General features: G+C 31.7%; 21 protein-coding genes. 16 read left to right on the top strand and 5 right to left on the bottom strand.

The features are described from left to right. The first annotated feature begins 7 nt into the window (after positions 1 to 7). The 13 genes from IM744_RS06670 to IM744_RS06610 all read left to right on the top strand — a co-directional run bounded on the left by IM744_RS06670 (position 8) and on the right by IM744_RS06610 (position 12,867). The gene (locus IM744_RS06670; RefSeq protein WP_194507327.1) at positions 8 to 1,336 is read left to right on the top strand and encodes a 4Fe-4S dicluster domain-containing protein; all 1,329 of its coding nucleotides are present in this window, start codon (positions 8 to 10) and stop codon (positions 1,334 to 1,336) included. Positions 1,337 to 1,338: 2 nt separating this feature from the next. Continuing rightward, on the top strand, positions 1,339 to 1,680 hold the full coding sequence (locus IM744_RS06665) for a hypothetical protein (protein WP_206694470.1): 342 nt from the start codon (positions 1,339 to 1,341) through the stop codon (positions 1,678 to 1,680). A gap of 68 nt (positions 1,681 to 1,748) precedes the next feature. Further along, the gene (locus tag IM744_RS06660) at positions 1,749 to 2,540 is read left to right on the top strand and encodes a (Fe-S)-binding protein (protein WP_194507326.1); all 792 of its coding nucleotides are present in this window, start codon (positions 1,749 to 1,751) and stop codon (positions 2,538 to 2,540) included. Between the two features lies 1 nt (position 2,541). Further along, on the top strand, positions 2,542 to 2,742 hold the full coding sequence (locus IM744_RS06655; RefSeq protein ID WP_194507325.1) for a hypothetical protein: 201 nt from the start codon (positions 2,542 to 2,544) through the stop codon (positions 2,740 to 2,742). After that, positions 2,739 to 3,410, top strand: a complete 672-nt coding sequence (locus IM744_RS06650) for a hypothetical protein (RefSeq protein ID WP_194507324.1) — start codon at positions 2,739 to 2,741, stop codon at positions 3,408 to 3,410. Before IM744_RS06655 ends, IM744_RS06650 begins: the two co-directional genes overlap by 4 nt. Positions 3,411 to 3,425: 15 nt before the next feature. Next, a complete protein-coding gene (locus tag IM744_RS06645; RefSeq protein WP_194507323.1) occupies positions 3,426 to 3,941 on the top strand; it encodes a PH domain-containing protein in 516 nt (171 codons plus the stop codon). Further along, positions 3,928 to 5,424, top strand: a complete 1,497-nt coding sequence (locus IM744_RS06640) for a PH domain-containing protein (RefSeq protein WP_194507322.1) — start codon at positions 3,928 to 3,930, stop codon at positions 5,422 to 5,424. Before IM744_RS06645 ends, IM744_RS06640 begins: the two co-directional genes overlap by 14 nt. Positions 5,425 to 5,459: 35 nt before the next feature. Beyond that, the gene (locus IM744_RS06635; protein WP_194507321.1) at positions 5,460 to 5,945 is read left to right on the top strand and encodes an ABC transporter ATPase; all 486 of its coding nucleotides are present in this window, start codon (positions 5,460 to 5,462) and stop codon (positions 5,943 to 5,945) included. Between the two features lie 68 nt (positions 5,946 to 6,013). Next, positions 6,014 to 7,237, top strand: a complete 1,224-nt coding sequence (gene serB / locus IM744_RS06630; protein ID WP_194507393.1) for a phosphoserine phosphatase SerB — start codon at positions 6,014 to 6,016, stop codon at positions 7,235 to 7,237. A 5-nt stretch (positions 7,238 to 7,242) separates the two neighbouring features. Continuing rightward, positions 7,243 to 7,896, top strand: a complete 654-nt coding sequence (locus tag IM744_RS06625; RefSeq protein ID WP_194507320.1) for a hypothetical protein — start codon at positions 7,243 to 7,245, stop codon at positions 7,894 to 7,896. A gap of 137 nt (positions 7,897 to 8,033) precedes the next feature. Then, positions 8,034 to 10,982 carry a glycoside hydrolase family 3 N-terminal domain-containing protein gene (locus tag IM744_RS06620; protein ID WP_194507319.1) on the top strand — a complete coding sequence of 983 codons (2,949 nt, stop codon included), beginning with the start codon at positions 8,034 to 8,036 and terminating at the stop codon, positions 10,980 to 10,982. A 23-nt stretch (positions 10,983 to 11,005) separates the two neighbouring features. After that, a complete protein-coding gene (gene bshA, locus IM744_RS06615) occupies positions 11,006 to 12,142 on the top strand; it encodes an N-acetyl-alpha-D-glucosaminyl L-malate synthase BshA (RefSeq protein ID WP_194507318.1) in 1,137 nt (378 codons plus the stop codon). Between the two features lie 302 nt (positions 12,143 to 12,444). Beyond that, on the top strand, positions 12,445 to 12,867 hold the full coding sequence (locus tag IM744_RS06610) for a hypothetical protein (RefSeq protein ID WP_194507317.1): 423 nt from the start codon (positions 12,445 to 12,447) through the stop codon (positions 12,865 to 12,867). A 54-nt stretch (positions 12,868 to 12,921) separates the two neighbouring features. Here IM744_RS06610 and IM744_RS06605 read toward each other — a convergent pair whose 3' ends face one another. The 3 genes from IM744_RS06605 to IM744_RS06595 all read right to left on the bottom strand — a co-directional run bounded on the left by IM744_RS06605 (position 12,922) and on the right by IM744_RS06595 (position 15,238). Then, a complete protein-coding gene (locus IM744_RS06605) occupies positions 12,922 to 13,539 on the bottom strand; it encodes a LysE family translocator (protein ID WP_194507316.1) in 618 nt (205 codons plus the stop codon). A gap of 81 nt (positions 13,540 to 13,620) precedes the next feature. Then, on the bottom strand, positions 13,621 to 14,130 hold the full coding sequence (locus tag IM744_RS06600) for a DUF421 domain-containing protein (protein ID WP_194507315.1): 510 nt from the start codon (positions 14,128 to 14,130) through the stop codon (positions 13,621 to 13,623). A 4-nt stretch (positions 14,131 to 14,134) separates the two neighbouring features. After that, the gene (locus tag IM744_RS06595) at positions 14,135 to 15,238 is read right to left on the bottom strand and encodes an endonuclease/exonuclease/phosphatase family protein (protein ID WP_241738293.1); all 1,104 of its coding nucleotides are present in this window, start codon (positions 15,236 to 15,238) and stop codon (positions 14,135 to 14,137) included. A gap of 201 nt (positions 15,239 to 15,439) precedes the next feature. On the opposite strand from IM744_RS06595, the gene IM744_RS06590 reads away from it, so the two are divergent. Then, complete coding sequence (locus IM744_RS06590; RefSeq protein ID WP_194507314.1) at positions 15,440 to 16,966, top strand: GH3 family domain-containing protein; 1,527 nt, start codon at positions 15,440 to 15,442, stop codon at positions 16,964 to 16,966. Here the strand turns inward: IM744_RS06590 and IM744_RS06585 are convergent. Continuing rightward, positions 16,963 to 17,571: a hypothetical protein gene (locus tag IM744_RS06585; protein ID WP_194507313.1), complete on the bottom strand. Its 609-nt coding sequence runs from the start codon at positions 17,569 to 17,571 to the stop codon at positions 16,963 to 16,965. The two genes, IM744_RS06590 and IM744_RS06585, sit on opposite strands and share 4 nt — an antisense overlap. Positions 17,572 to 17,728: 157 nt before the next feature. Between IM744_RS06585 and IM744_RS06580 the strand changes: the two genes are divergently transcribed. Further along, positions 17,729 to 18,991 (top strand): putative DNA modification/repair radical SAM protein, encoded by a 1,263-nt coding sequence (locus IM744_RS06580; protein WP_194507312.1) that lies wholly within the window; start codon positions 17,729 to 17,731, stop codon positions 18,989 to 18,991. Next, positions 18,992 to 19,768 (top strand): TIGR03915 family putative DNA repair protein, encoded by a 777-nt coding sequence (locus IM744_RS06575; protein WP_194507311.1) that lies wholly within the window; start codon positions 18,992 to 18,994, stop codon positions 19,766 to 19,768. On the opposite strand, the gene IM744_RS06570 is transcribed toward IM744_RS06575, so the two are convergent. Further along, the gene (locus IM744_RS06570; RefSeq protein ID WP_194507310.1) at positions 19,765 to 21,480 is read right to left on the bottom strand and encodes an FAD/NAD(P)-binding protein; all 1,716 of its coding nucleotides are present in this window, start codon (positions 21,478 to 21,480) and stop codon (positions 19,765 to 19,767) included. The two genes, IM744_RS06575 and IM744_RS06570, sit on opposite strands and share 4 nt — an antisense overlap. Positions 21,481 to 21,507: the final 27 nt, after the last annotated feature.

Here is a 21,507-nt window from a genome sequence, read left to right as displayed (position 1 = left end):
TCATAATATGGGTATTTTACCACAAATCATATTTGCCATAGCACTCTGCATAGGTCTTGGATATTTTGCTAATAACGTTAGAAAAATAATTCGTAACATCAAATTAGGTCGCGATGTTGATATGAGTGACGACAAGCCTCAACGATGGAAAAACATGGCAAGAATTGCCTTAGGTCAAAGCAAAATGGTTACACGTCCAATTGCTGGATTTTTACACATTATAGTGTACGTAGGATTCGTAATTATCAATATTGAAGTTTTAGAAATCATCATTGATGGACTAACAGGAAAACATCGTATATTTTCTTTCGCAGGTCAAACTTATGACATCTTAATAGGGACTTTTGAGCTTTTAGCATTTGGAGTTCTTGTAGCAGTTATTATATTTTGGATAAGAAGAAACGTTATAAAACTAAAACGTTTTATGAGTTCAGAAATGAAAGGTTGGCCAAAAAGTGATGGTAACATCATCTTATATTTTGAAGTTGTCCTTATGTGTTTATTCTTAACCATGAATGGAGCAGATTTACAATTACAACTCAATGGAGCAGCAGGATACCACACAGCTGGTTCATTCCCAATAAGTCAATGGTTATTACCAATTTTTGACAGTTTATCAAACGCAACATTAATCATTATTGAGAGAACTGCTTGGTGGTTTCATATTTTGGGAATCTTAGCATTTTTAAATTACTTATACTTTTCTAAACACTTACATATCTTATTAGCATTTCCAAATACCTTCTACGGAAATTTAAAACCTAAAGGTCAATTTGAAAATTTAGAAGCAGTTACTACCGAAGTTATGATGATGATGGATCCAGATGCAGATCCGTTTGCTGCAGCTCCAGAAGGCGCAGAAGACGAAGTGCCAGCAAAATTTGGAGCAAGTGATGTGCAAGATTTAAGTTGGGTTAATTTACTAAATGCATATACATGTACAGAGTGTGGACGTTGCACTAGTGAATGTCCAGCAAATCAAACCGGTAAAAAATTATCACCTCGAAAAATCATGATGGACACACGTGACCGTCTTGAAGAAGTCGGTAAAAATATAGATGTAAATAAAGGTGTGTTTAATGATGACGGAAAACAACTTTTAGGAGACTACATCACAAACGAAGAACTTTGGGCTTGTACAAGTTGTAATGCTTGTGTAGAAGCTTGTCCTGTGAGTATCGATCCTTTGAATATCATCATGCAAATGCGTCAATATTTAGTAATGGAGCAAAGTGCAGCACCAATGGAACTCAATAATATGATGACCAATATCGAAAATAATGGAGCACCTTGGCCATACAATCAAATGGATCGTTTAAACTGGAAAGACGAATAGGGATGAGCTGTTTTCTTCGGAAATATCAACTTTTATGTCTCATAGTCTTTCTATTAAATTCTATAGCTTTAAGTGCGCAATCTTATAAAAAAGATTCGTTACAAATTAAATCATATACGCTTATTGAATATCGAAACAATGAAGTAAAAGATATTAAACTTACAAAAGTGTTGTGCGATTATTGTACAGAACTACAAAAAGAAGCTGTTGGAGTTGAAGCTTTACGAAGAGCAAAGTATGAAAGCTATGATCCAGAAAACAGGTTAAAAGAAGGCGATAAAAAACTCGCCATTTATATTAGGATTGCAAAAAAAGATTTTGCAGCAATAAAAGAAGAAGAATAACTAAAACAATTCTACTTTCAACATAGACTATAAATATTGTTGTTAGATAAGAAATTAAAAATATAATTATGAGCGAATTACTCAAAGTGCCAACTATGGCAGAATTTATGGCAGCTGGCAAACAACCTGAAGTATTATTTTGGGTAGGTTGCGCAGGAAGCTTTGATGACAGAGCAAAAAAAATAACTAAAGCATTCGTTAAGTTGCTAAATAATGCAAACGTTGAGTTTGCAGTATTAGGTACTGAGGAAAGTTGTACAGGTGATCCTGCAAAACGAGCAGGTAACGAGTTTTTATTTCAAATGCAAGCTGTTACTAATATTGAAGTGATGAATGCTTATGAGATAAAGAAGATAGTGACTGCTTGTCCACATTGTTTCAACACACTCAAAAATGAATATCCAGGATTAGGTGGTAACTACGAAGTGATGCACCACACACAATTTTTAAAATCTTTATTAACAGAAGGTCGCCTAACTATTGAAGGCGGAAAATATAAAGGCAAGCGCATCACATTTCATGATCCTTGTTATTTAGGACGAGCAAATGATGTTTACGAAGCACCAAGAGATTTAATTAGAAAACTGGATGCAGAGCTTGTTGAAATGAAAAGCTGTAAATCTAGAGGTTTATGTTGTGGAGCAGGAGGAGCACAAATGTTTAAAGATGCTGAGCCAGGAGATAAAGAAGTTAATATAGAACGTACAGAACAAGCTTTAGATGTGAAGCCACAAATTATTGCTGCTGGTTGCCCTTTTTGTAATACCATGATGACAGATGGTGTAAAAAACAAAGAAAAAGAAGGAGAAATAGAAGTCATGGACATTGCAGAGCTTATCGCAAACGCGCAAGATTTATAGAATGGCAGAAATAAACAAAAAACGAATCATTACAGCAGGTCTTATTGGAGGCACCATATTTGCAATCGTAGTAACATTATTCGATTATTTCTTCGGAAGAGGGTTTTCTTGGCCAAGACTAGTATTTTACTTCGTTTTTGGATGTTTGATGTATGGTTTTTTAACGTATAGGAATTTTAAAAAGCATAATAAAAAATCATGAAAAAGCTATTCATTTTAATTTGCTTATCCTTATCAACAGGTTTAATATATGGACAAGATTTGTCTAGAGAAGAAGTACTTCAACTTATAACAGATGATACTTGTGTTTGTATAAACTCAGATAAAACGCTATTTAATGGAGAAAAAACTTTAAACCAAAAGAAAATGGCTTTGGGTTTGTGTCTACTTAAAAGCTATAATGTACATAAGAAAAAATCAAAAGAACTTTCAAACAAAGGACTTGATGATTTTGAGTCCATAGGAGAAGAGGTAGGATTGTTGATGGTATCAACTTGTGTTGATGATTTTATGGCTTTGTTTACAGATGAACAATTGGGAGATTTCTTAGAAGATGATGAAATGGAGAGTGATTTTAATGATGTTCCGCCTCCACCAGCACCACAGCCCAAAGAAGATGATTTAAATATTGAAGGCAAAATAGTATCCTTAAACAACGATGCTATTTCATACATAGAAGTTGTAGATTCTTTTGATAAAAAACATGTTTTTTTAGTTCACGGACAATTTGTAGGTGCTAAACTCTTAAAGAAATCCAATTTAAAAAAGGATTTTAAAATTTACTTTAAAGAAGATAACTTCTACGATTTAAGTGAGAGTCGTTATGTAAAGAAGAAAGTGATTGTTTATATTGAATTAGCAGAGAATTAAACTAAAATCCATATTATGTTTATAAATCAACAAATTGAGATTGAAACACTTCCTAAGCTCTCTTCTGTTGAACTTAAACCCATTTCTAAACATTATTTTAAGATTATTATCCTAAATAAACTTATTGTTTATATCGTTTTTTTAGGACTTTTAATTGCTGGTAAATTCAAAATTCAAAAAGAAGCGTTCCAAGATAACTTCGTCTATATAATAGGTATTGTAATAATTGGCTGCTTATTAAACTTTGTTATTACATTTTTAGCTTTCAAGAAAAGAAAATATGCCATTAGAGATAAAGATGTTATTTATTCTAAAGGACTTATTGTCAATTCTATGACTACTGTACCAATTTCTAGAATTCAGCATATAGAAGAATCTCGTAGTTGGTTAGCGAGACAACTAAATCTTGCCACACTTAAAATTTTCACAGCAGGAGAATCTGGTAGTGATTTAAAAATTGATGGGTTACCACTTGAGGAAGCAAGACAAATAAATGATTTTTTAAGCGCTCAAGTAAATGGAAACAACTGATTTCTCACAACCGATTAGGCAATCGTCAAAAGGAATCATTATCATTTTTGCGTTCAATGCGTACAAGTTTTTTAAACGTTTCTTTGTGTTATTCATTGCTTTTGGTGTGTCATTGGCTAGAAAAAAAACTTTTGCTAGTTTAACGCCTCAAACAATAATCTTAATTATTGTTGGCATTTTAATTGTACTTCTCGTCGTTGCCTTTTTAAAGTATTTAAACTTTAAATTTTATTTAAGTAAAGATGACTTTCACTTATCTACAGGAATCTTAAATAAGGACAATACCATTATTCCGAAGTCAAAAATTCAAAACGTTTATATTAAGCAGAATTTCTTACAACAAATAATCAACGTTGTTTCATTAAACATAGAAACAGCAGGAGATAACAAATCTGAAATTTCCATAAAAGCCTTAGATAAGCCAACAGCTTTACAATTAAAAAAGGAACTCTTCAATAAATCTAGCCTCACAGAGGATCAAATTGAAATTGCCGAAGAAACTAATACTATTTTTTTCAAAGTATCCTTAAAACGACTTTTTCTAGAAGGAGTTTCGCAAAATCATTTAAGAAGTTTTGTTGTCATCGCTTCTTTTGTTTTTGGTTTGTATTATGAGTTTAAGGATTATTTTATTGACCTAAAACTTAAGCAACGCATTGAGGAAATGATTCATCTGGATGAAGAAAGTATTCTTAATATCATAATACTTAATAGTGTATTTATACTTTTTACAATTCTTGTTTCTTTATTGTTTTCGGTGCTAAAAACAGTAATCACTAATTTTAATTTAGAAGTTGTCGAAAACCAAAAAACAATTGAAATTAATAAAGGCTTATTTAATAAGGTTTCACTGAGTTTGACGCCAAGTAGAATTCAAAATATAGTTATTAAAACCAATCGTGTTAAGCGTTATTTTGGCCTGCATACTTTGTCTGTAAAACAAGCGATGGTTAATGTAAAACAAAGAAAAAACTTTGAAATCATCGCCTTAGAGAAAGATCAATTAAAACATTTGGTTGATAAACTGTTGACTAATTATAACAGTAATATAGAACAGTCAATACCAAAACCATATTATAAACGCATATTGGCCTTACAAATGTTAGCTTTAACTTCAATTATTAATATTCCTGGTTTTTTTATCTTCGGAAATAGGATGTGGTATATTAATATCGCTTTGTTATTATTTTCGGTTTTATACATTCTTGTCACGTATAAAAAAGCCTATTATAAAATTGATACTGAGTTTATTACCATTGGAAGCGGTTTTGTTGATACGACTACCAATATCTTAGAAATCCATAAAATCCAAGCAGTAAAATTAAAGCAGTCTATTTTTCAGAAGCGACGACAAATTTCATCTGTAATTATATCTACAGCTTCAAAATCTGTAAAAATCCCTTATGTTTCAGACACTGAAGCAAAATCAATATGTGATTATTTGTTATATAAGGTGGAATCTCAAGATAGAGATTGGATGTAAAATTGTATTTTTGTTTTCAGAAAAAAAGAAGAATTATGTTAGTCGATTTTAATACACTCCCAGAAGAATCTCGCGTTTGGATCTACCAAGCTAATAGATCATTCTCTGAAGAAGAACTTTCAGAAATAAAAGAAAAACTAGATATCTTTATTGAAAACTGGACTGCTCATGGTACTGATTTGCAATCTGGGTACACAATTGAATATAAGCGATTTATAGTTATCGCTTTAAACCAAAACATTAGCAGCGCAACTGGTTGTAGTATTGATGCTTCGGTACATTTTATTCAGCAATTAGAAAAGGACTATGATGTTGATTTGATGGATAAAATGAATGTGTCTTACAAGCAAGGTGAGTACGTTGCACACAAGACATTACTTGATTTCAAGAAAATGGCAAAAGATAAAGCGGTCTCTAAAAACACCATTGTATTTAATAATCTTGTTGATAATATAGCCGAATTTAAAGAGAATTGGGAAGTTCCTGCAAGTGAAAGCTGGCATAGTCGATTTTTAAAATAAATTATTGAAGCATATCACAAATGAATAAGAATAAAGAAGCTGTTTTAAAAGAACTGGAAGAAAACATCATGTCTAATGAGATTTTCTTAATGAATATTTCAGGACAAGATAAACCAGGATTAACTTCTAGTCTAACAAGCGTTTTAGCACAATACGATGCTAAGATACTAGATATTGGACAAGCAAATATTCATGATACTTTATCACTTGGGATTTTATTTGAAGTTCAATCTGGTGCAAATTCTGCTTCAGTATTAAAAGAGTTGTTGTTCAAGTCTTATGAGTTAGAGATTACTGCAAAATTTAGCCCAATCACGCTAGAAAACTATGAAAGTTGGGTAAAGCAACAAGGTAAAGATAAATATATAATTACCGTTTTAGGCGAAAAATTGTCTGCTGAGCAAATTTCCGAAGTCACAAAAGTAATTTCAGAAATTAACTTGAATATCGATGCTATCAAGAGACTTACTGGTCGTATCTCACTTGTAAATAATGAAGATTATCCTCGTTCATCGATTCAATTATCTGTTAGAGGTAAAATTGATTGTAAAGAAGAAGTGACTAAAAAACTCATGCAAATTTCTAGAGATTTAGATGTTGATATCGCTTTTCAAGAAGATAATATTTATAGAAGAAATAGACGTTTGGTTTGTTTTGATATGGATTCTACGCTTATCCAAGCAGAAGTTATAGATAAACTAGCAGAACTCGCTGGTGTTGGTGATGAAGTAAAAGCGATTACTGAATCTGCAATGCAAGGAGAAATTGATTTTAATGAGAGTTTTAAACAACGTATGAAGCTGCTTAAAGGCTTGAGTGAAGACGTACTTCATGATGTTGCAGTTAATTTACCTATCACTAAAGGAGCAAAACGATTAATTGACACTTTAAAAAGTTACGGATTTAAAACCGCAATCTTATCTGGTGGTTTTACCTATTTTGGTCATTATCTACAAAAAGAATTAGGTATAGATTATGTATATGCTAACCAATTAGAAATTAAAGATGGTGTATTGACTGGTGGTTATCTTGGTGACATTGTTGATGGAAACAAAAAAGCAGAATACCTCAAAGACATAGCAAAAAAAGAAGGTATACATATCAATCAAACTATTGCTGTTGGTGATGGTGCAAACGATTTACCAATGCTTAATTTAGCAGGACTAGGGATTGCATTTCATGCCAAACCTAAAGTAAAAGATAATGCACAAAGTTCTATCTCTAGTGTTGGATTGGATGGTGTACTTTATTTGTTGGGTTATCATGATAGACATATAGATTTAATTCAATAATAGACATGGATATCATACAGCAATTAGAATTTCACGAAAAAGATCAACTTTCTAAATGGATAGCTTCTGAAGAAAAAACATCTAGACGTTTTAGTAAAGACCTTGTTAATTTTACTAATGAAAATCCTGATAAAATTAAAAATTATTGTAATAATACATTACCTAGAGAATTCTCTAGTTTAAGTATTGTTTATGAAGCATTATCTGAATTTTCGGTAGCTCATAACAAGTTTTTATTAGAAGAAATCAAACGGGTTATTTCATTAGCACAATCAAAAAAAATCAAACCAGAATACATTGAAGTTCTTGAAGATATAGAAACCGAAGACATCTATTCTAAAGACGAAGCTATTTATATTGAAATCATCAATTTCATTACATCTGCACTTCATATTGATAATGATGAAAAGTTGAATCTACAACTCCTAAGTCTGTTAGATTGGTTTTTAATAGAATACGATGAAGATGATGCTATTTCCGAAGTGAGTATTTGGATTAGTCGCATGAAAAATCTTGCAGAAAACGCAAAACAAATAGAAGTTAGAGAAGAGGCTAAAGATGCTTTAGATAATCTTGATGAAAACTTATCTTTTAATGAAAATGCTTCAACTCTAGAATCGCCATCTCTTTTAAGTAAGATTAGTCGGTTTTTCAAGTAATAAATAGAAAGATTCCCTTTTGTTTACAACCTTCTTTATAAATCTATCATAAAGTCCTTAATTCTTCTTCTCAAAAATACTAATTTGGCATAGTTTTTACTTCTATGTTAAGAACAACTCTCAAAGACCTTTATTTTATGCGATATATATTGTCCCTCATTTTTTGCTTCACTTTGATACCAGCGTTAGTTGCTCAAGATGTGAATCATCCTTTAGCTCATAAAGATTTACAAGCACAACAAAAGTGGGTAGATAGCGTCTATAATGACATGTCACTCGAAGAAAAAGTTGGTCAGCTTTTTATGATTAGAGCATTTTCTGATGCTAAAAAATCTAATCAAAAAGAGGTTGCAGGCCTTATCAATAAATATCACATTGGTGGATTGATTTTCTCAACAGGAGGACCAGTTGCTCAAGCCAAGCAAAATAATCTATATCAAGCCATTTCAAAAACACCATTATTAATTGGTATGGATGCAGAATGGGGTTTAAGCATGCGTTTAGATTCTACATATGCGTTTCCTTGGAATATGACTTTGGGAGCCATTAGCGATAATAAACTAGTAGAACGTACTGGATATCATATTGGTGAACACTGTAAACGTATTGGTGTACATTTTAATTTTGCACCTGTAGTTGATATTAATACAAACCCTAAAAATCCAATTATTGGGAATCGTTCTTTTGGAGAAGATAGGGATAATGTTACTGAGAAAGGTTTAGCTTTTATGAAAGGAATGCAAGACGCTGGAGTATTAGCAAATGCTAAACATTTCCCTGGACATGGAGATACAGATAGTGATTCTCATAAAACCTTACCTACGATTAACTTCAATGAAAAACGTATAGATTCTATTGAGTTGTATCCTTATCGCGAATTGATTAAAGAAGGCTTATCTAGTGTCATGGTAGCACATTTAAATGTACCAAGTTTAGAACCACGAGACGGATTTCCATCTTCATTATCAAAGCACATTGTTACAGATATATTACAAGATTCGCTTGGATTTAAAGGGCTTATCTTCACTGATGCTTTAGAAATGAAAGGGGTTTCAAATTATAGCACACCTGGTGAGATTGACTTGGCTGCTTTAAAAGCTGGGAATGATGTGTTGCTCATTTCCGAAGATGTACCAAAAGCAATAGAGAAAATTATTGAAGCTTATAATAGCAAAGATATTACTGAAGAACGCCTAGCACATTCAGTTAAGAAAATATTAATGGCGAAATACAAAGTAGGTTTAAGTCATTACGAACCTATTGGTACGAATACTTTAGTAGACGATTTAAACCGTTTACAAGATGATCTACTGTACGAAGAATTGATGGAAGCGTCAACGACTGTTCTTAAAAACAAGCAAAGCATATTGCCATTACGTAATTTAGAAACTAAGAAAATAGCTTATGTAGAATTAGGTGATAGCTCAGGTTCTACTTTTTATAATGAACTTAAAAAGTATACAAAAGTACATAAGGTTGAAGCCGAAAAACTGGACGAGCTCATTACAAAACTTCAAAACTATAATACCGTTATTGTTGGTTTTCATAAAAAGAATGATAATCCATGGCAAGGTTATAAATTTGATGACAAAGAAATGGTTTGGCTTTATGAAATTGCGAGAACAAATACCGTAATTCTTGATGTCTTCGCGCGACCATATGCGCTTATTGATTTAACGACTACAGAGAATCTTGAAGGTATTGTTATGAGTTATCAAAACAGTGATATTGCTCAGCAAAAATCTGCTCAAACTATTTTTGGAGCTGTTGCAGCAAAAGGAACAATACCTGTGTCATTAGGAGAGCATTTCAAGGTTGGTGATGGGATTCAATACACAGCAATGCAATCATTAAGTTATGGTTTACCAGAACGTGTTGGGATGAGTTCTAAAAAATTAGAACGTTTAGATTCTATTGCACAATATGCAGTGGATCAAAAAATGACACCAGGAATTCAATTATTGGTAGCACGAAAAGGAAAAGTGATTTATAATAAGAACTTTGGAAAACATACATATGATGGCAATGAAGAAGTGAAGTTTGAAGATATGTACGACGTGGCTTCATTAACAAAAATTCTAGCGACAATACCTTTATTAATGGAGCTTGAAGAAAAGAAAGCGTTATCATTAAACACCAAGTTATCACAAATACTTCCAGAATATGCGAAGACAAATAAAAAGAATGTCACCATCAAGCAAATGTTATCGCACTATGCAAGATTAAAACCTTGGATTCCTTTTTATGCAGCAACATTAGATTCTACAACAAAAAAACCAGATCCAAAATATTACAGACGTAGTGCAACCCCAAAATTTAATATTAAGGTTGCAGAGCAGATGTATTTACGTTCTGATTATCCAGATTCTATTCAAAAGATAATTAGAGATACAGATTTACTCTCAAGCCAACGTTACCGTTACAGTGATTTACCATATTACATCTTAAAAAAATACATAGAAGGTTATTATAAAAAACCTTTAGATGAATTAGTTCAAGAGCATTTTTATCAATCTTTAGGTGCTAATTACACGACTTATAATCCGTCACCAAAATTCTCTGATCGAAATTTAATTCCTACGGAAATAGATGATTATTTTAGATATAAAGAAGTTCATGGCTATGTTCATGATATGGGAGCAGCAATGCAAAACGGAGTAGGAGGTCATGCAGGCGTTTTTAGTAATGCTAATGATGTTGCTAAAATAATGCAAATGTATTTACAAAAAGGCTTTTATGGTGGCAAGCGTTATTTAAAAACAGAAACTGTGGATAAATTTAATACTACATATTATAAACATAAAAATGTAAGGAGAGGAATTGGTTTCGACAAACCACAACTAGGAGAAGAAGGTCCAACATGTGGTTGTTTATCAATGAAGAGTTTTGGGCATTCCGGATTTACAGGAACCTACGCTTGGGCAGATCCAGACGAGGAAATAGTATATATCTTTTTAGCAAATAGAACGTATCCTAAAGCAGGAAAGAACAGGTTGCTTAGAGAAAATATAAGAACAGAAATACAACGACTTATTTATGAAGCGATTATTGTAGATGAAACCGAAGATGTAACTCACAGTAATTAGTAGTCAAATTAGAACATAAAAAAATGCGAATAGGAATAGTATGTTACCCAACATTTGGAGGAAGTGGAGTTGTCGCTACAGAGTTAGGATTAGAATTATCCAAACGAGGTCATGAAATACATTTCATTACTTATAGCCAGCCAGTACGATTAGAATTATTAAGTAATAATGTGCATTATCACGAAGTAACCGTTCCAGAATATCCACTATTTTTATATCAACCTTATGAATTAGCACTATCAAGTAAATTGGTAGATATGGTGAAGCTTCATAAAATTGAAATTTTACATGTACACTATGCTATTCCTCATGCCTATGCAGCATATATGGCTAAAAAAATGTTACAGGAAGACGGTATTTATGTACCCATTGTAACGACACTTCACGGTACAGATATTACGCTTGTTGGGAGTCATCCATTTTATAAACCAGCTGTAACATTTAGTATCAACAAATCTGATGCAGTAACATCAGTTTCTCAGAGTTTGAAGGACGATACGATGCGTTTATTTGATATTAAGAAGGATATTCACGTCGTACCAAACTTCATAGATTTAGAAAAATATGCACCTAAATTTACCGATTGTCAACGTGCTATGATGGCAACAGATGATGAGAAAATTATCACACATATTAGTAATTTTAGAAAGGTCAAACAAATTCCAGATGTGATTAAAATCTTTTATAACATCCAAAAGGAAATTCCTGCAAAACTCATGATGGTTGGAGAAGGACCAGAGCGCGAACCTGCAGAGCGTTTATGTGAAGAATTAGGAATAAGTGATAAGGTTGTTTTCTTCGGAAATAGTAACGAAATAGACAAAATTCTCTGTTTTAGTGATTTATTTCTGTTACCATCCTTAACGGAAAGTTTTGGTTTATCTGCTTTAGAAGCCATGGCATCTGGAGTTCCAGTCATTTCAAGTAATACTGGTGGAATCCCAGAAGTTAATGTCCACGGAGTTTCAGGTTATTTAAGTGACATTAATGATGTTGATGATATGTCTAAAAATGCGCTTCATATTTTAAAGAATGATGAACTACTAGCTCAATTTAAAAAGAATGCTAAAGAGGTAGCCAAAAAATTCGGTATTCATGAAATTGTACCACAATATGAAGCTATTTATGAGGATACTTTGAAACAGTGTATGGTATTATAATTTATGGTTTAGGTGAAAAAAGTCAATAACATATTACTTATTATATTTTATGTGTTCGTGATTTTTTGTTTATTATTTTATATAGATTTTAATATTATCAGTCCGCTTATTCTACCTAAAGATCTTTGTTATTATCATTTACATGACACACCTTTATGGGTTGAAGTTTTATACATGAATTGTTCTTCTAACGAACATCCTGAATGGTCAATTATACATATAATTTTGTTACTGATATTAAGTATTTTTCTAGGAGACAAAATAAAAAAACGAATACATCCTATAAATGAAACTATGTTATCATGAAAAAAGTAGTATTCCTTTTTTGTTCATTTATACTAATAGTCAGTTGTTTTTCTCATTCATCTTCTGATGCAGAAAATACATTTCGATATTGGACAAAAAGCAACAACCTACCAAAAGACATTAAAATCTTACATGGTGAGTATTATCAATCTCCTCATTTTACTTTAGAGTATGAAGTCTTTTTAAAATTCAAACCAACTAAAGAATGGTGGTACACTTTTAAAAGACAAAACAACTTGGTCGATGTTACAACATCAGATGATGATAGTTGGACTTCTTATACAGATGAGCTTGCATGGTTTAATCCAGATCAAAATTATACAGTTTATGCTGCTCCCGATTATCAATGGGATCGTTCACGCTACTTTATTGACTATGAAAAGGGTATTTGTTACATTTATGAAACTCTAGGAATGTAAATAGTCATACAAATGGAACTATTGCAGAATTATTAAAACTTATAACCCATTCATTTATAGCAAATAAATCAAATTACCAATCCCAACAATTCCAGTTAAACAACCTATAATAAAATTCATTTTATTTGCTACAAATGTCAGTTTGTGTTCTATTTTGGTAGCAACCGTAGCATATAATCCATATAACGTAAATGAGCCAATAGTTGAGCCAATAGAAAAATAAAAACTATTTAGTAGCGAGTATTCAAAATAATCTAGACCAATTAAAAAAGAAATAGTTGTAAAGTAAAACGGAATAGCAATTGTATTCAACAGTGATAGACCTAAACCATGTAAATAGGCTTTAGATTTTTTGATTTCTATTTTCTTTAATTGTTTTTTTGAAGTAAAATGTAATCTAAAAAAATTGATGGATAATAAGATAAGAATTCCTGTTCCTACTTTTTGAATAGTCGTAATGTATTCAGAGTTTTCCATCAAAACACTCGATAGATAAGTACCAATGTTTGCCTGAAAAAACAACACTGTGGCAAAACCTCCAATTAAATAAAATGCAGATTTTTTTCCACTTTTTAAACTAAACTTAACAACAGTCATATTTAAATAACTAGGCGTTATACTGCCAGAAGCAGCTACAACAAATCCTAAAAGTAAACAAGTAAAAAAGTTCATAGTTTGTAGTTGAGAATAAAGTAACAACGCAAAAAGGTTATAAATTACTGCATTTAATATATAATGTAACTCAAAACAAATTTAAAAATCCATAATCCAATCATCAATATTCTTATCGCTGGAACCATGTAATACAGAAATATCTCCAGTGGATTCAAAAATAACAGCTTTAACTTCAGATAATTGAATCACATTGGCTTCTCTTAATTTTGCTTTTAAATCTGATGCTGTGACATGACACTTTTTAAGATTATCTTCAATAACTTCTCCATCTTTCATTAATAACGTTGGTTTATTATCCATAAGGTTTTGAATAAAATCCCATCGTCTGGCATAAGCAACAAATATTTGAATGACATAAATACTTAGCAATCCAATAATACCTTGTTGTAGTGAGACCGATTTTGATACAATTGCAGTTGCTAAAATTGACCCAATGGCAACAGTTATTGCAAAATCAAAACTCGACATTTTAGAAAAACTACGCTTTCCGCTAATACGTGTCATAATGACTAGCGCAATGTATATTCCAATTGCTGTAAGTATAATTGCTATTAAACTTTCCGAAGATATTGTAAACCATTCTTTCATAATACTATGTTTTTAATTGTGCTTCCTTAAATTTTTCTATTTGATCTTCTGCTCTTTTCAATTCATCAGCTGTAGGATTAGGTCGTTGCTGGAGTTTACGATCTTCTGGCTCAAAACTCAATTCTGTATAAAGCGGAAAATGATCAGAATTTATATCTTCACAAAGCTCTACTGTTTTCAGTTTAAAATCACTAGAAATAAATATATGATCTAAAGGCCAACGCATCAAATAACTATCTGCATTATAGGTATTGTACAAACCTCGTCCTTTTCGTATATCAAGTAATCTACTAACTTTTTGAAATAATTTTGATGTCTCAGACCAAGCAACATCATTGAAATCTCCAATAACAATTACAGGATATTTAGAATCTAAGGCTAGTTTTGCAATCATCATCATTTCTGCATCTCTATCTGTAGATAAAGGATTCTCTTGAGGCATTGGAGGTGTTGGATGGATAGCATATAATTGAATCGTATCATTTGAAGCCAACTTAAATTTTGTGTGAATAGATGGGATACTATCGCTGACCAAGTATTTTATTTCTGTATCAAATAATTCCAGTTTAGAATACAACAACATTCCGTAGGTATTAGATTTCGGCACTTCAACTTCATTAATATACGATGAATTCAAGTCTTTTTTGATAGCATTCATCCATTTCACATTAGTTTCGGTAAAAAGCATTATATCTGCATCTAAAGTTTTAGACATTGATTTTAAAAGATCATGCTTCTCATTTTTCTGAAGAACATTTGATGTAAACAAGCTAAATCCAGGGTCATTTTTTTGAGAATCTAAGACTTCAAAATCTGCAAATTTTGTATATGGAAAAATTTTAGTCAGTTGAAAAATAGAACAACCAATTAAGATGCTTATAAAAAAGTAATCTCTCCAAGCTTTAAAATCAAATCTAATTATGTAGAATAAAATTGCTGCAAATGTTAGAAAAGTAAGTTGCAAATGTGGAAAGTCAAACATCCTAATCCACCAAAAGTCAAATGCAATAAATGGCATTAATGTTAAAACTATGGCAACCATTCCAAAAATGGTTAGAAAATTTTTGAGTTTAAGATTTTTCAAGATTGTAGTTAGTTTATGTTTCAAGTTACTTATTTAATTTTGTGAATTTGTATAATAAACGTAATTGTGTTAATTGTTTTTGCTTTTGGATTACAAATGGTAATTCTCATTGCATATCTTCGATTTATTAAAAGTAAAATTATTTATTTTAAAATTTAATGGACAAAGAATCCATCACTGGAGAGAAAAAAGTGACTAATAATTAAGGAGAATTAAGAATATAATATGGCAATTTTAGGAAACATTATTAAAGGCATAATTAATTTAAAGGATACATTTTCTTCGGAAATCATCCACGGAGAAGCTCAGCAAGATGTATTAAAACAATTGCTAGAAAAAGCAAAAAACACACAGTTTGGATCACATTATAAGTTTCAGGACATTTTAGATTCAGATAATCCAGCTAAGCAATTTGCTGATAGATTACCCTTCTTTGATTACAATAAAATGAATGACGATTGGTGGCATAAACTTCATGAAGGAGAAAGTGATGTGACTTGGCCAGGAAACCCATCTTACTTTGCATTAAGCTCTGGAACTACTGGTAAAACGAGTAAACGTATTCCTGTTACAGATGATATGATTGATGCTATTCGTCAAGCAGGAATCAAACAAGTCTTTGCACTTAAAAACTTTGATTTACCTGCCGATTTTTTCGAAAAAGAAATGATGATGCTAGGAAGCTCGACAGATTTAGACGAAAAAGACGATCATCTGGAAGGCGAAATTAGCGGAATTACAGCAAGCAATATCCCAACGTGGTTTAGAAGTTATTATAAGCCAGGAGAAGAGATTGCTAAAATTGATGATTGGGATGATCGTGTTCAACGTATTGCAGAACGCGCTGAAGATTGGGATATTGGTGCTTTGAGTGGAATTCCATCATGGATTGAGCTCATGCTTCAAAAAGTTATAGAACATCACAAACTCAATAATATTCATGAAATTTGGCCAAATCTTCAAGTATTTACATCTGGAGGAGTGGCTTTTGGTCCTTATGAAAAAAGTTTTCAATCGTTAATGGGAAAGCCAGTGACTGTAATTGATACCTATTTAGCTTCCGAAGGCTATATAGCTACTCAAGTTCGTCCAGAAACAGATGCTATGCAACTTAACACAGATAACGGAATTTATTTTGAATTTGTACCATTTAAACCAGAGTATATTAATGAAGACGGGTCTTTAACTAATGATGCTCCAGCGCTAACATTAAGTGAAGTTGAATTGGATCAAGATTATGCTTTAATTATAAGTACAGTAAGTGGTGCTTGGAGATATTTGATAGGTGATACTATTGAGTTTACTGATATACAACGTGCTGAGATAAAAATTACAGGTCGTACTAAATTCTTTTTAAATACGGTTGGTTCTCAATTATCTGTAAATAAAATGGATACTGCAATGAGAGATTTGGAAAAACAGTTTGATACCACAATAACAGAGTATACAATCTGTGCTAAAAGAGGAGAGGATGGAGAATTTTATCACTATTGGTATTTGGGAACAGAATTAGAGAGAAAAAATAACGAACAAGTAGCTCAAGCATTAGATAAAAGCTTACAGGAAGCTAACAAGAACTATAAAGTAGCAAGAAGTAAAGCTTTGCATGGTGTAGTGGTTAAATTAATTTCTCCAGATACTTTTTATGACTGGAATGCTAATAACAAGAAAAAAGGTGGACAAGTAAAAATGGAACGTGTTATGGGAGAAGAAAAATTTGCAGATTGGGAAACTTTTGTGTCGGAGAACTAATCTTCAACTATTTCTAAATCACGAGTTTTAACGAGTTCCATAATTTCTTCAGGTGATAGATAATACTTCTTAATTCTATCCTTGTAAGACGTTGTGATGTTGGCATGATTAAGAATAAAATCTTTAGTCTTCAGGATGTAGTCTTCCATACCATGAGAAACTGCAAAACCATCTGCAGCACGTTCTGCTTCAACAATGTGGTTGTCTGACAGTACATATTTTATACCAAACCAAATGAGATTCAATTTACTTCTGTCTTGGTAATCCATAATGTGTCCCAATTCATGTCCAATCCATCCTGTAAAAATATCAAATGGGATATCTCGTGTTTTAAATGTAGTATCCGAAATTTTAAAAGTCTCACTAATTAAAATAACATATTTACGATTTTTTTTGCTTCGGAAGAAACTTCCAAATCGAGGTCGAGCCTGCATCGTAGATTTTTTTATATTCTTCTTAAACCTAAATTCAATATTAATACTATCCAATTCCGGATAGTAGGATAAAGCAGTTGTTACTTCGTTATGAATTGAATCTGGTATAATGTGCTGTGAACTCATAAATAGGCTAGAAATAAAAATTAGAATTTGTATGATTAATTTCATCGAAGTTCATTTTAATTAAATTTTAAGTTAATCATTACAAATTTTAATACAATTATTAACGCATATCATATAATATCAAAATTTACAACATATGTTTGAAAATTATTAGTACAATGTGTAAATAATTACGATATTTACCTTCTAAATAATTCTACTGATGTCATTTGAACGTACACAAGAAAAATTAAAGATTCTAGCAGATGCAGCAAAATACGATGTCTCTTGCTCTTCAAGTGGCAGCAATCGAGCTAACAAGAACAAAGGTTTAGGTGATTCTACAGGAATGGGAATTTGTCATTCATACACTGAGGATGGTCGTTGTGTTTCACTTTTAAAGATTCTACTTACTAATTATTGCATTTTTGATTGTGCGTATTGTGTCACTCGAAAAAGTAATGACATTAAGAGAGCTGCATTTAAAGTTCAAGAAGTTGTTGATTTGACAATCAATTTTTATAGACGCAATTATATTGAAGGCTTATTTTTGAGTTCCGGGATTTTTAAAAGTGCAGATTATACTATGGAATGTTTAGTTGCAGTGGCTAAGAAATTGAGGCTTGAAGAAAACTTTAATGGCTATATTCATTTAAAATCAATTCCAGGAGCTTCAGATGAATTAATGAGAGAAGCAGGTTTGTATGCAGATCGATTAAGTGTAAATATAGAAATACCTACAGAAGCTGGACTTAAAAAATTAGCTCCAGATAAAAATAGAGCAGACTTTATCAAACCTATGGTAAAGGTTAAAAATGAAATCATTCAATACAAAGCAGAAAAGAAACTTATAAAAAGTACGCCTAAATATGCGCCTGCAGGACAAAGCACGCAAATGATTATTGGAGCTAGTGGAGAAAATGATTTTCAAATTATGCAAACCTCAAATTACTTTTATAAATCCTTTAATTTAAAACGCGTCTATTATTCTGGTTATGTACCAATTAGTTATGATGACAGATTGCCTAAAATTGGGAGTGAAGTCCCAATGCTTCGTGAAAATCGATTATATCAAACCGATTGGCTGATGCGTTTTTATGGATTTGATGTGAGCGAGATATTAAATGCAAAGCATCAAAATCTTGATTTAGATATTGATCCTAAGTTAAGTTGGGCTTTACGTAATTTACATGAGTTTCCTGTAGATGTCAATACAGCAGATAAAAGAATGCTGGCTAGAATTCCTGGTTTGGGAATGAAATCTGTTTACAAAATAATAAATGCACGACGTTTTAGAAGATTGAATTGGGACCATCTCAAAAAGATAGGAATCGCTTTAAACAGAGCTCAATATTTCATGATTTGCGATAGTAATCAATTTGAAAGACGGGATCTTTCTGCGGAAAAAATTAAAGGTTTGATTCTTCAAAATTCTACAAGTAAGTATACAAAAACATTAAGCAATCAAATGAGTTTATTTGGATAGATGCAAGAAAAGAAACTCATATACGATGGAACTTTTGACGGTTTTTTAAGTGCTGTATTTTATGTATTTGAACACAAGTTAAATGCTGTGAGCATTGTAAATGAATTTGTTGTGCAAAATGGCCTGTTTTCTGAAGATATCATAATTACAACGGAAAATGAAAAAGCCAATCGAGTTTGGACAGGACTTAAATCAAAACTCTCGTCTACAGGAAGTTTCCAACTCTATTATACTTTTTTGAGTGAACAAGCTGGTGTAGAAAACATATTGCTTGATTATATGAGATATGCATTTTCTAAATCCGATAAAAAAATAGATAAAGATTTTTCTCATCCTTCAGTATTAAAAATTGCACAAACAGCAAAAATGGTAGGTCGAGAAAAACATCGCATGGAAGCATTTGTAAGGTTTAGATTAACAAAAGATGATATCTATTTTGCTAGTATAGAACCAGATTTTAATGTGCTTCCACTAATATCTAAACATTTTGAGCGACGTTATGCTGATCAAAAATGGATGATTTATGATATTAAAAGACATTATGGTTTGTTCTATGATTTAGAAAAAGTTGAAATTATCAATATGGATTTTCCTCAACTTTTTGATTTCACAAAAACGGATAGTGATTACTTTGCTAAGCAAGAGTTCGAGTTTCAAAGATTATGGAAAGACTATTTTAAAAGTACCAATATAGAATCTAGAAAAAATACGAAACTCCACATTCGTCATGTACCAAAGCGTTATTGGAAATATTTAAGCGAGAAACAACCAGATTAATCTAGTCGCTCTACAAATGATTTTGCCCAATCCTTGATACGGTTACCAAAACATTCTAAAATAGCGTCAACACCAATAACACTTCCTTTTGCTAAGCGTCCTAAAACAGCGATTGGTATTTGTTTTTCAATTTCCGAAGAAATAACAATACCATTCTTTTTTGTTTCAATTCCTAATTTTGTATGAATAGGTTGGATCAAATCATCTGCAATCAAATTTTCAATAATTGAAGAACTAACTTCTAATAACTTTGGTGAATCTAAGACCGAATTGATCATTACTGAGGTCGTTATATTTTCACCTTTATTGTTTTTTAATTTCCAACCTTCATTTATAAATTCAATATCTGGATCATTTGTAAAATCTAATGACAAAACATCTGCATCAACAAGAGCAAGAACTTGTTGCATACTTTCAATTGGTGGTCCATAAGAATAGCACTTTGTACTTTCATCTAAAGCAATTACCTCTTCAATGAGTTCATCATCTAAATTTGAATGTGAAAATGATGTGTATAATGTAGGTTGACAATGTCTCCAAACTTGTCCGATACAAAAATCGAGACTAATAGATTGTTCACCTAAAGCCATGTTTATGTATGATTTAATGAGATCATAAACAGCAATTGTTTTATCTTGAATAAGTGTATTTTTATAATCTTGATTTTTTAACCAAGCCAAAACAATGGCCTCTAATTGATGTGAGTCTAAATTATGAGGCATCGCTTTTGAACCTAAATCTTCATAAATTCTTGAGATGATTTTAGCTATAGGTTTTATAAGAAAATCGATAGAATCTGCTTGTTTATTACCTTGAGCATATGTCTCTATTTCAGATTTAAAAAATGATATTTCATCTTCTGTAGGTTGAAACCAAGCATCAATTTCAGGGTTTAATGGCTTCGGAATTAATGGTAAGCCATCAAGAGAAAAGGGAATTAGTTTTAAATTCTGAGTTTTTGATTTATAATAAATAGATTCAAAAGTTGAAGGATCTATAATTTTAAAATTTCCGAAGTTATTAATAACTAAAGCTCGCATCACATCAATCATTGCCAATCCAAATCCTCTCAATCCAATGGTTCTATTCGTTTGATTTTTAAGGTTATCAAATTTTGAAACTGGATAAGGTTCGTCAAAAACCAATAATCCATTATTTGTATTTGCATGTTCATGCCACGACTTTAATTGTTGAGATTGCTTCGTAGGTTGGTGTCCAATTGTGAGTAAAGTTTCATTACATATATAAGATTCATTTTGAGTTTTTACTATCAGTTTATCATTGGTGAATTCTAATGAAACGACTTTTGATTCAACGAATTTAAAGTTAGGACTAGATTTTAAAATAGTATGCAACGATTCAAATCTCTCATTGAGATATTGTCCGATTTTATGTCTAGGAGGAAAGGTGTCTGGTTCAGTGTCTTCTTGTTTATAATTTGCCCATTCATGGTAGGATGGAAAGGCTGGGATTTTAAGATCAAGATAGTCAATCTCAGTTCTTCCTTTTAAACCAATAAGCGCACGCTCTGTGATATTTGTCCAATTAGAATCTGCTTGTTCCAAATACCAAACAGGTCCAGCTCCAGGAAATTTGGAAGGATCAAAAACCAAAATTTGCAACTCCTTTTTTGAAGCAGACAAATTATAAAGTAAATTTTCTAATGCGAATAATCCTCTGGGACCAGCACCGATAATTGCTAATGTTTTCATTAGAGTTGATGTTAACTATGGCAAATT

The organism is Psychroserpens luteus (genome assembly GCF_015319355.1).
GTDB lineage: Bacteria > Bacteroidota > Bacteroidia > Flavobacteriales > Flavobacteriaceae > Psychroserpens > Psychroserpens luteus.
Note: the sequence above shows the minus strand (reverse complement) of the source record. Positions and strands in the feature narration are given on the sequence as shown.

What these genes read in the sequence shown, in the direction of transcription:
- IM744_RS06570 (WP_194507310.1), bottom strand. Translation starts at nt 21,480, where the DNA reads ATGAAAACATTAGCAATTATCGGTGCTGGTCCCAGAGGATTATTCGCA.
- IM744_RS06660 (WP_194507326.1), top strand. Translation starts at nt 1,749, where the DNA reads ATGAGCGAATTACTCAAAGTGCCAACTATGGCAGAATTTATGGCAGCT.
- serB (WP_194507393.1), top strand. Translation starts at nt 6,014, where the DNA reads ATGTCTAATGAGATTTTCTTAATGAATATTTCAGGACAAGATAAACCA.
- IM744_RS06590 (WP_194507314.1), top strand. Translation starts at nt 15,440, where the DNA reads ATGGCAATTTTAGGAAACATTATTAAAGGCATAATTAATTTAAAGGAT.
- IM744_RS06575 (WP_194507311.1), top strand. Translation starts at nt 18,992, where the DNA reads ATGCAAGAAAAGAAACTCATATACGATGGAACTTTTGACGGTTTTTTA.
- IM744_RS06580 (WP_194507312.1), top strand. Translation starts at nt 17,729, where the DNA reads ATGTCATTTGAACGTACACAAGAAAAATTAAAGATTCTAGCAGATGCA.
- IM744_RS06640 (WP_194507322.1), top strand. Translation starts at nt 3,928, where the DNA reads ATGGAAACAACTGATTTCTCACAACCGATTAGGCAATCGTCAAAAGGA.
- IM744_RS06645 (WP_194507323.1), top strand. Translation starts at nt 3,426, where the DNA reads ATGTTTATAAATCAACAAATTGAGATTGAAACACTTCCTAAGCTCTCT.
- IM744_RS06605 (WP_194507316.1), bottom strand. Translation starts at nt 13,539, where the DNA reads ATGAACTTTTTTACTTGTTTACTTTTAGGATTTGTTGTAGCTGCTTCT.
- IM744_RS06665 (WP_206694470.1), top strand. Translation starts at nt 1,339, where the DNA reads ATGAGCTGTTTTCTTCGGAAATATCAACTTTTATGTCTCATAGTCTTT.
- IM744_RS06585 (WP_194507313.1), bottom strand. Translation starts at nt 17,571, where the DNA reads ATGAAATTAATCATACAAATTCTAATTTTTATTTCTAGCCTATTTATG.
- IM744_RS06655 (WP_194507325.1), top strand. Translation starts at nt 2,542, where the DNA reads ATGGCAGAAATAAACAAAAAACGAATCATTACAGCAGGTCTTATTGGA.
- IM744_RS06635 (WP_194507321.1), top strand. Translation starts at nt 5,460, where the DNA reads ATGTTAGTCGATTTTAATACACTCCCAGAAGAATCTCGCGTTTGGATC.
- IM744_RS06625 (WP_194507320.1), top strand. Translation starts at nt 7,243, where the DNA reads ATGGATATCATACAGCAATTAGAATTTCACGAAAAAGATCAACTTTCT.
- bshA (WP_194507318.1), top strand. Translation starts at nt 11,006, where the DNA reads ATGCGAATAGGAATAGTATGTTACCCAACATTTGGAGGAAGTGGAGTT.
- IM744_RS06610 (WP_194507317.1), top strand. Translation starts at nt 12,445, where the DNA reads ATGAAAAAAGTAGTATTCCTTTTTTGTTCATTTATACTAATAGTCAGT.
- IM744_RS06600 (WP_194507315.1), bottom strand. Translation starts at nt 14,130, where the DNA reads ATGAAAGAATGGTTTACAATATCTTCGGAAAGTTTAATAGCAATTATA.
- IM744_RS06620 (WP_194507319.1), top strand. Translation starts at nt 8,034, where the DNA reads ATGCGATATATATTGTCCCTCATTTTTTGCTTCACTTTGATACCAGCG.
- IM744_RS06670 (WP_194507327.1), top strand. Translation starts at nt 8, where the DNA reads ATGGGTATTTTACCACAAATCATATTTGCCATAGCACTCTGCATAGGT.
- IM744_RS06650 (WP_194507324.1), top strand. Translation starts at nt 2,739, where the DNA reads ATGAAAAAGCTATTCATTTTAATTTGCTTATCCTTATCAACAGGTTTA.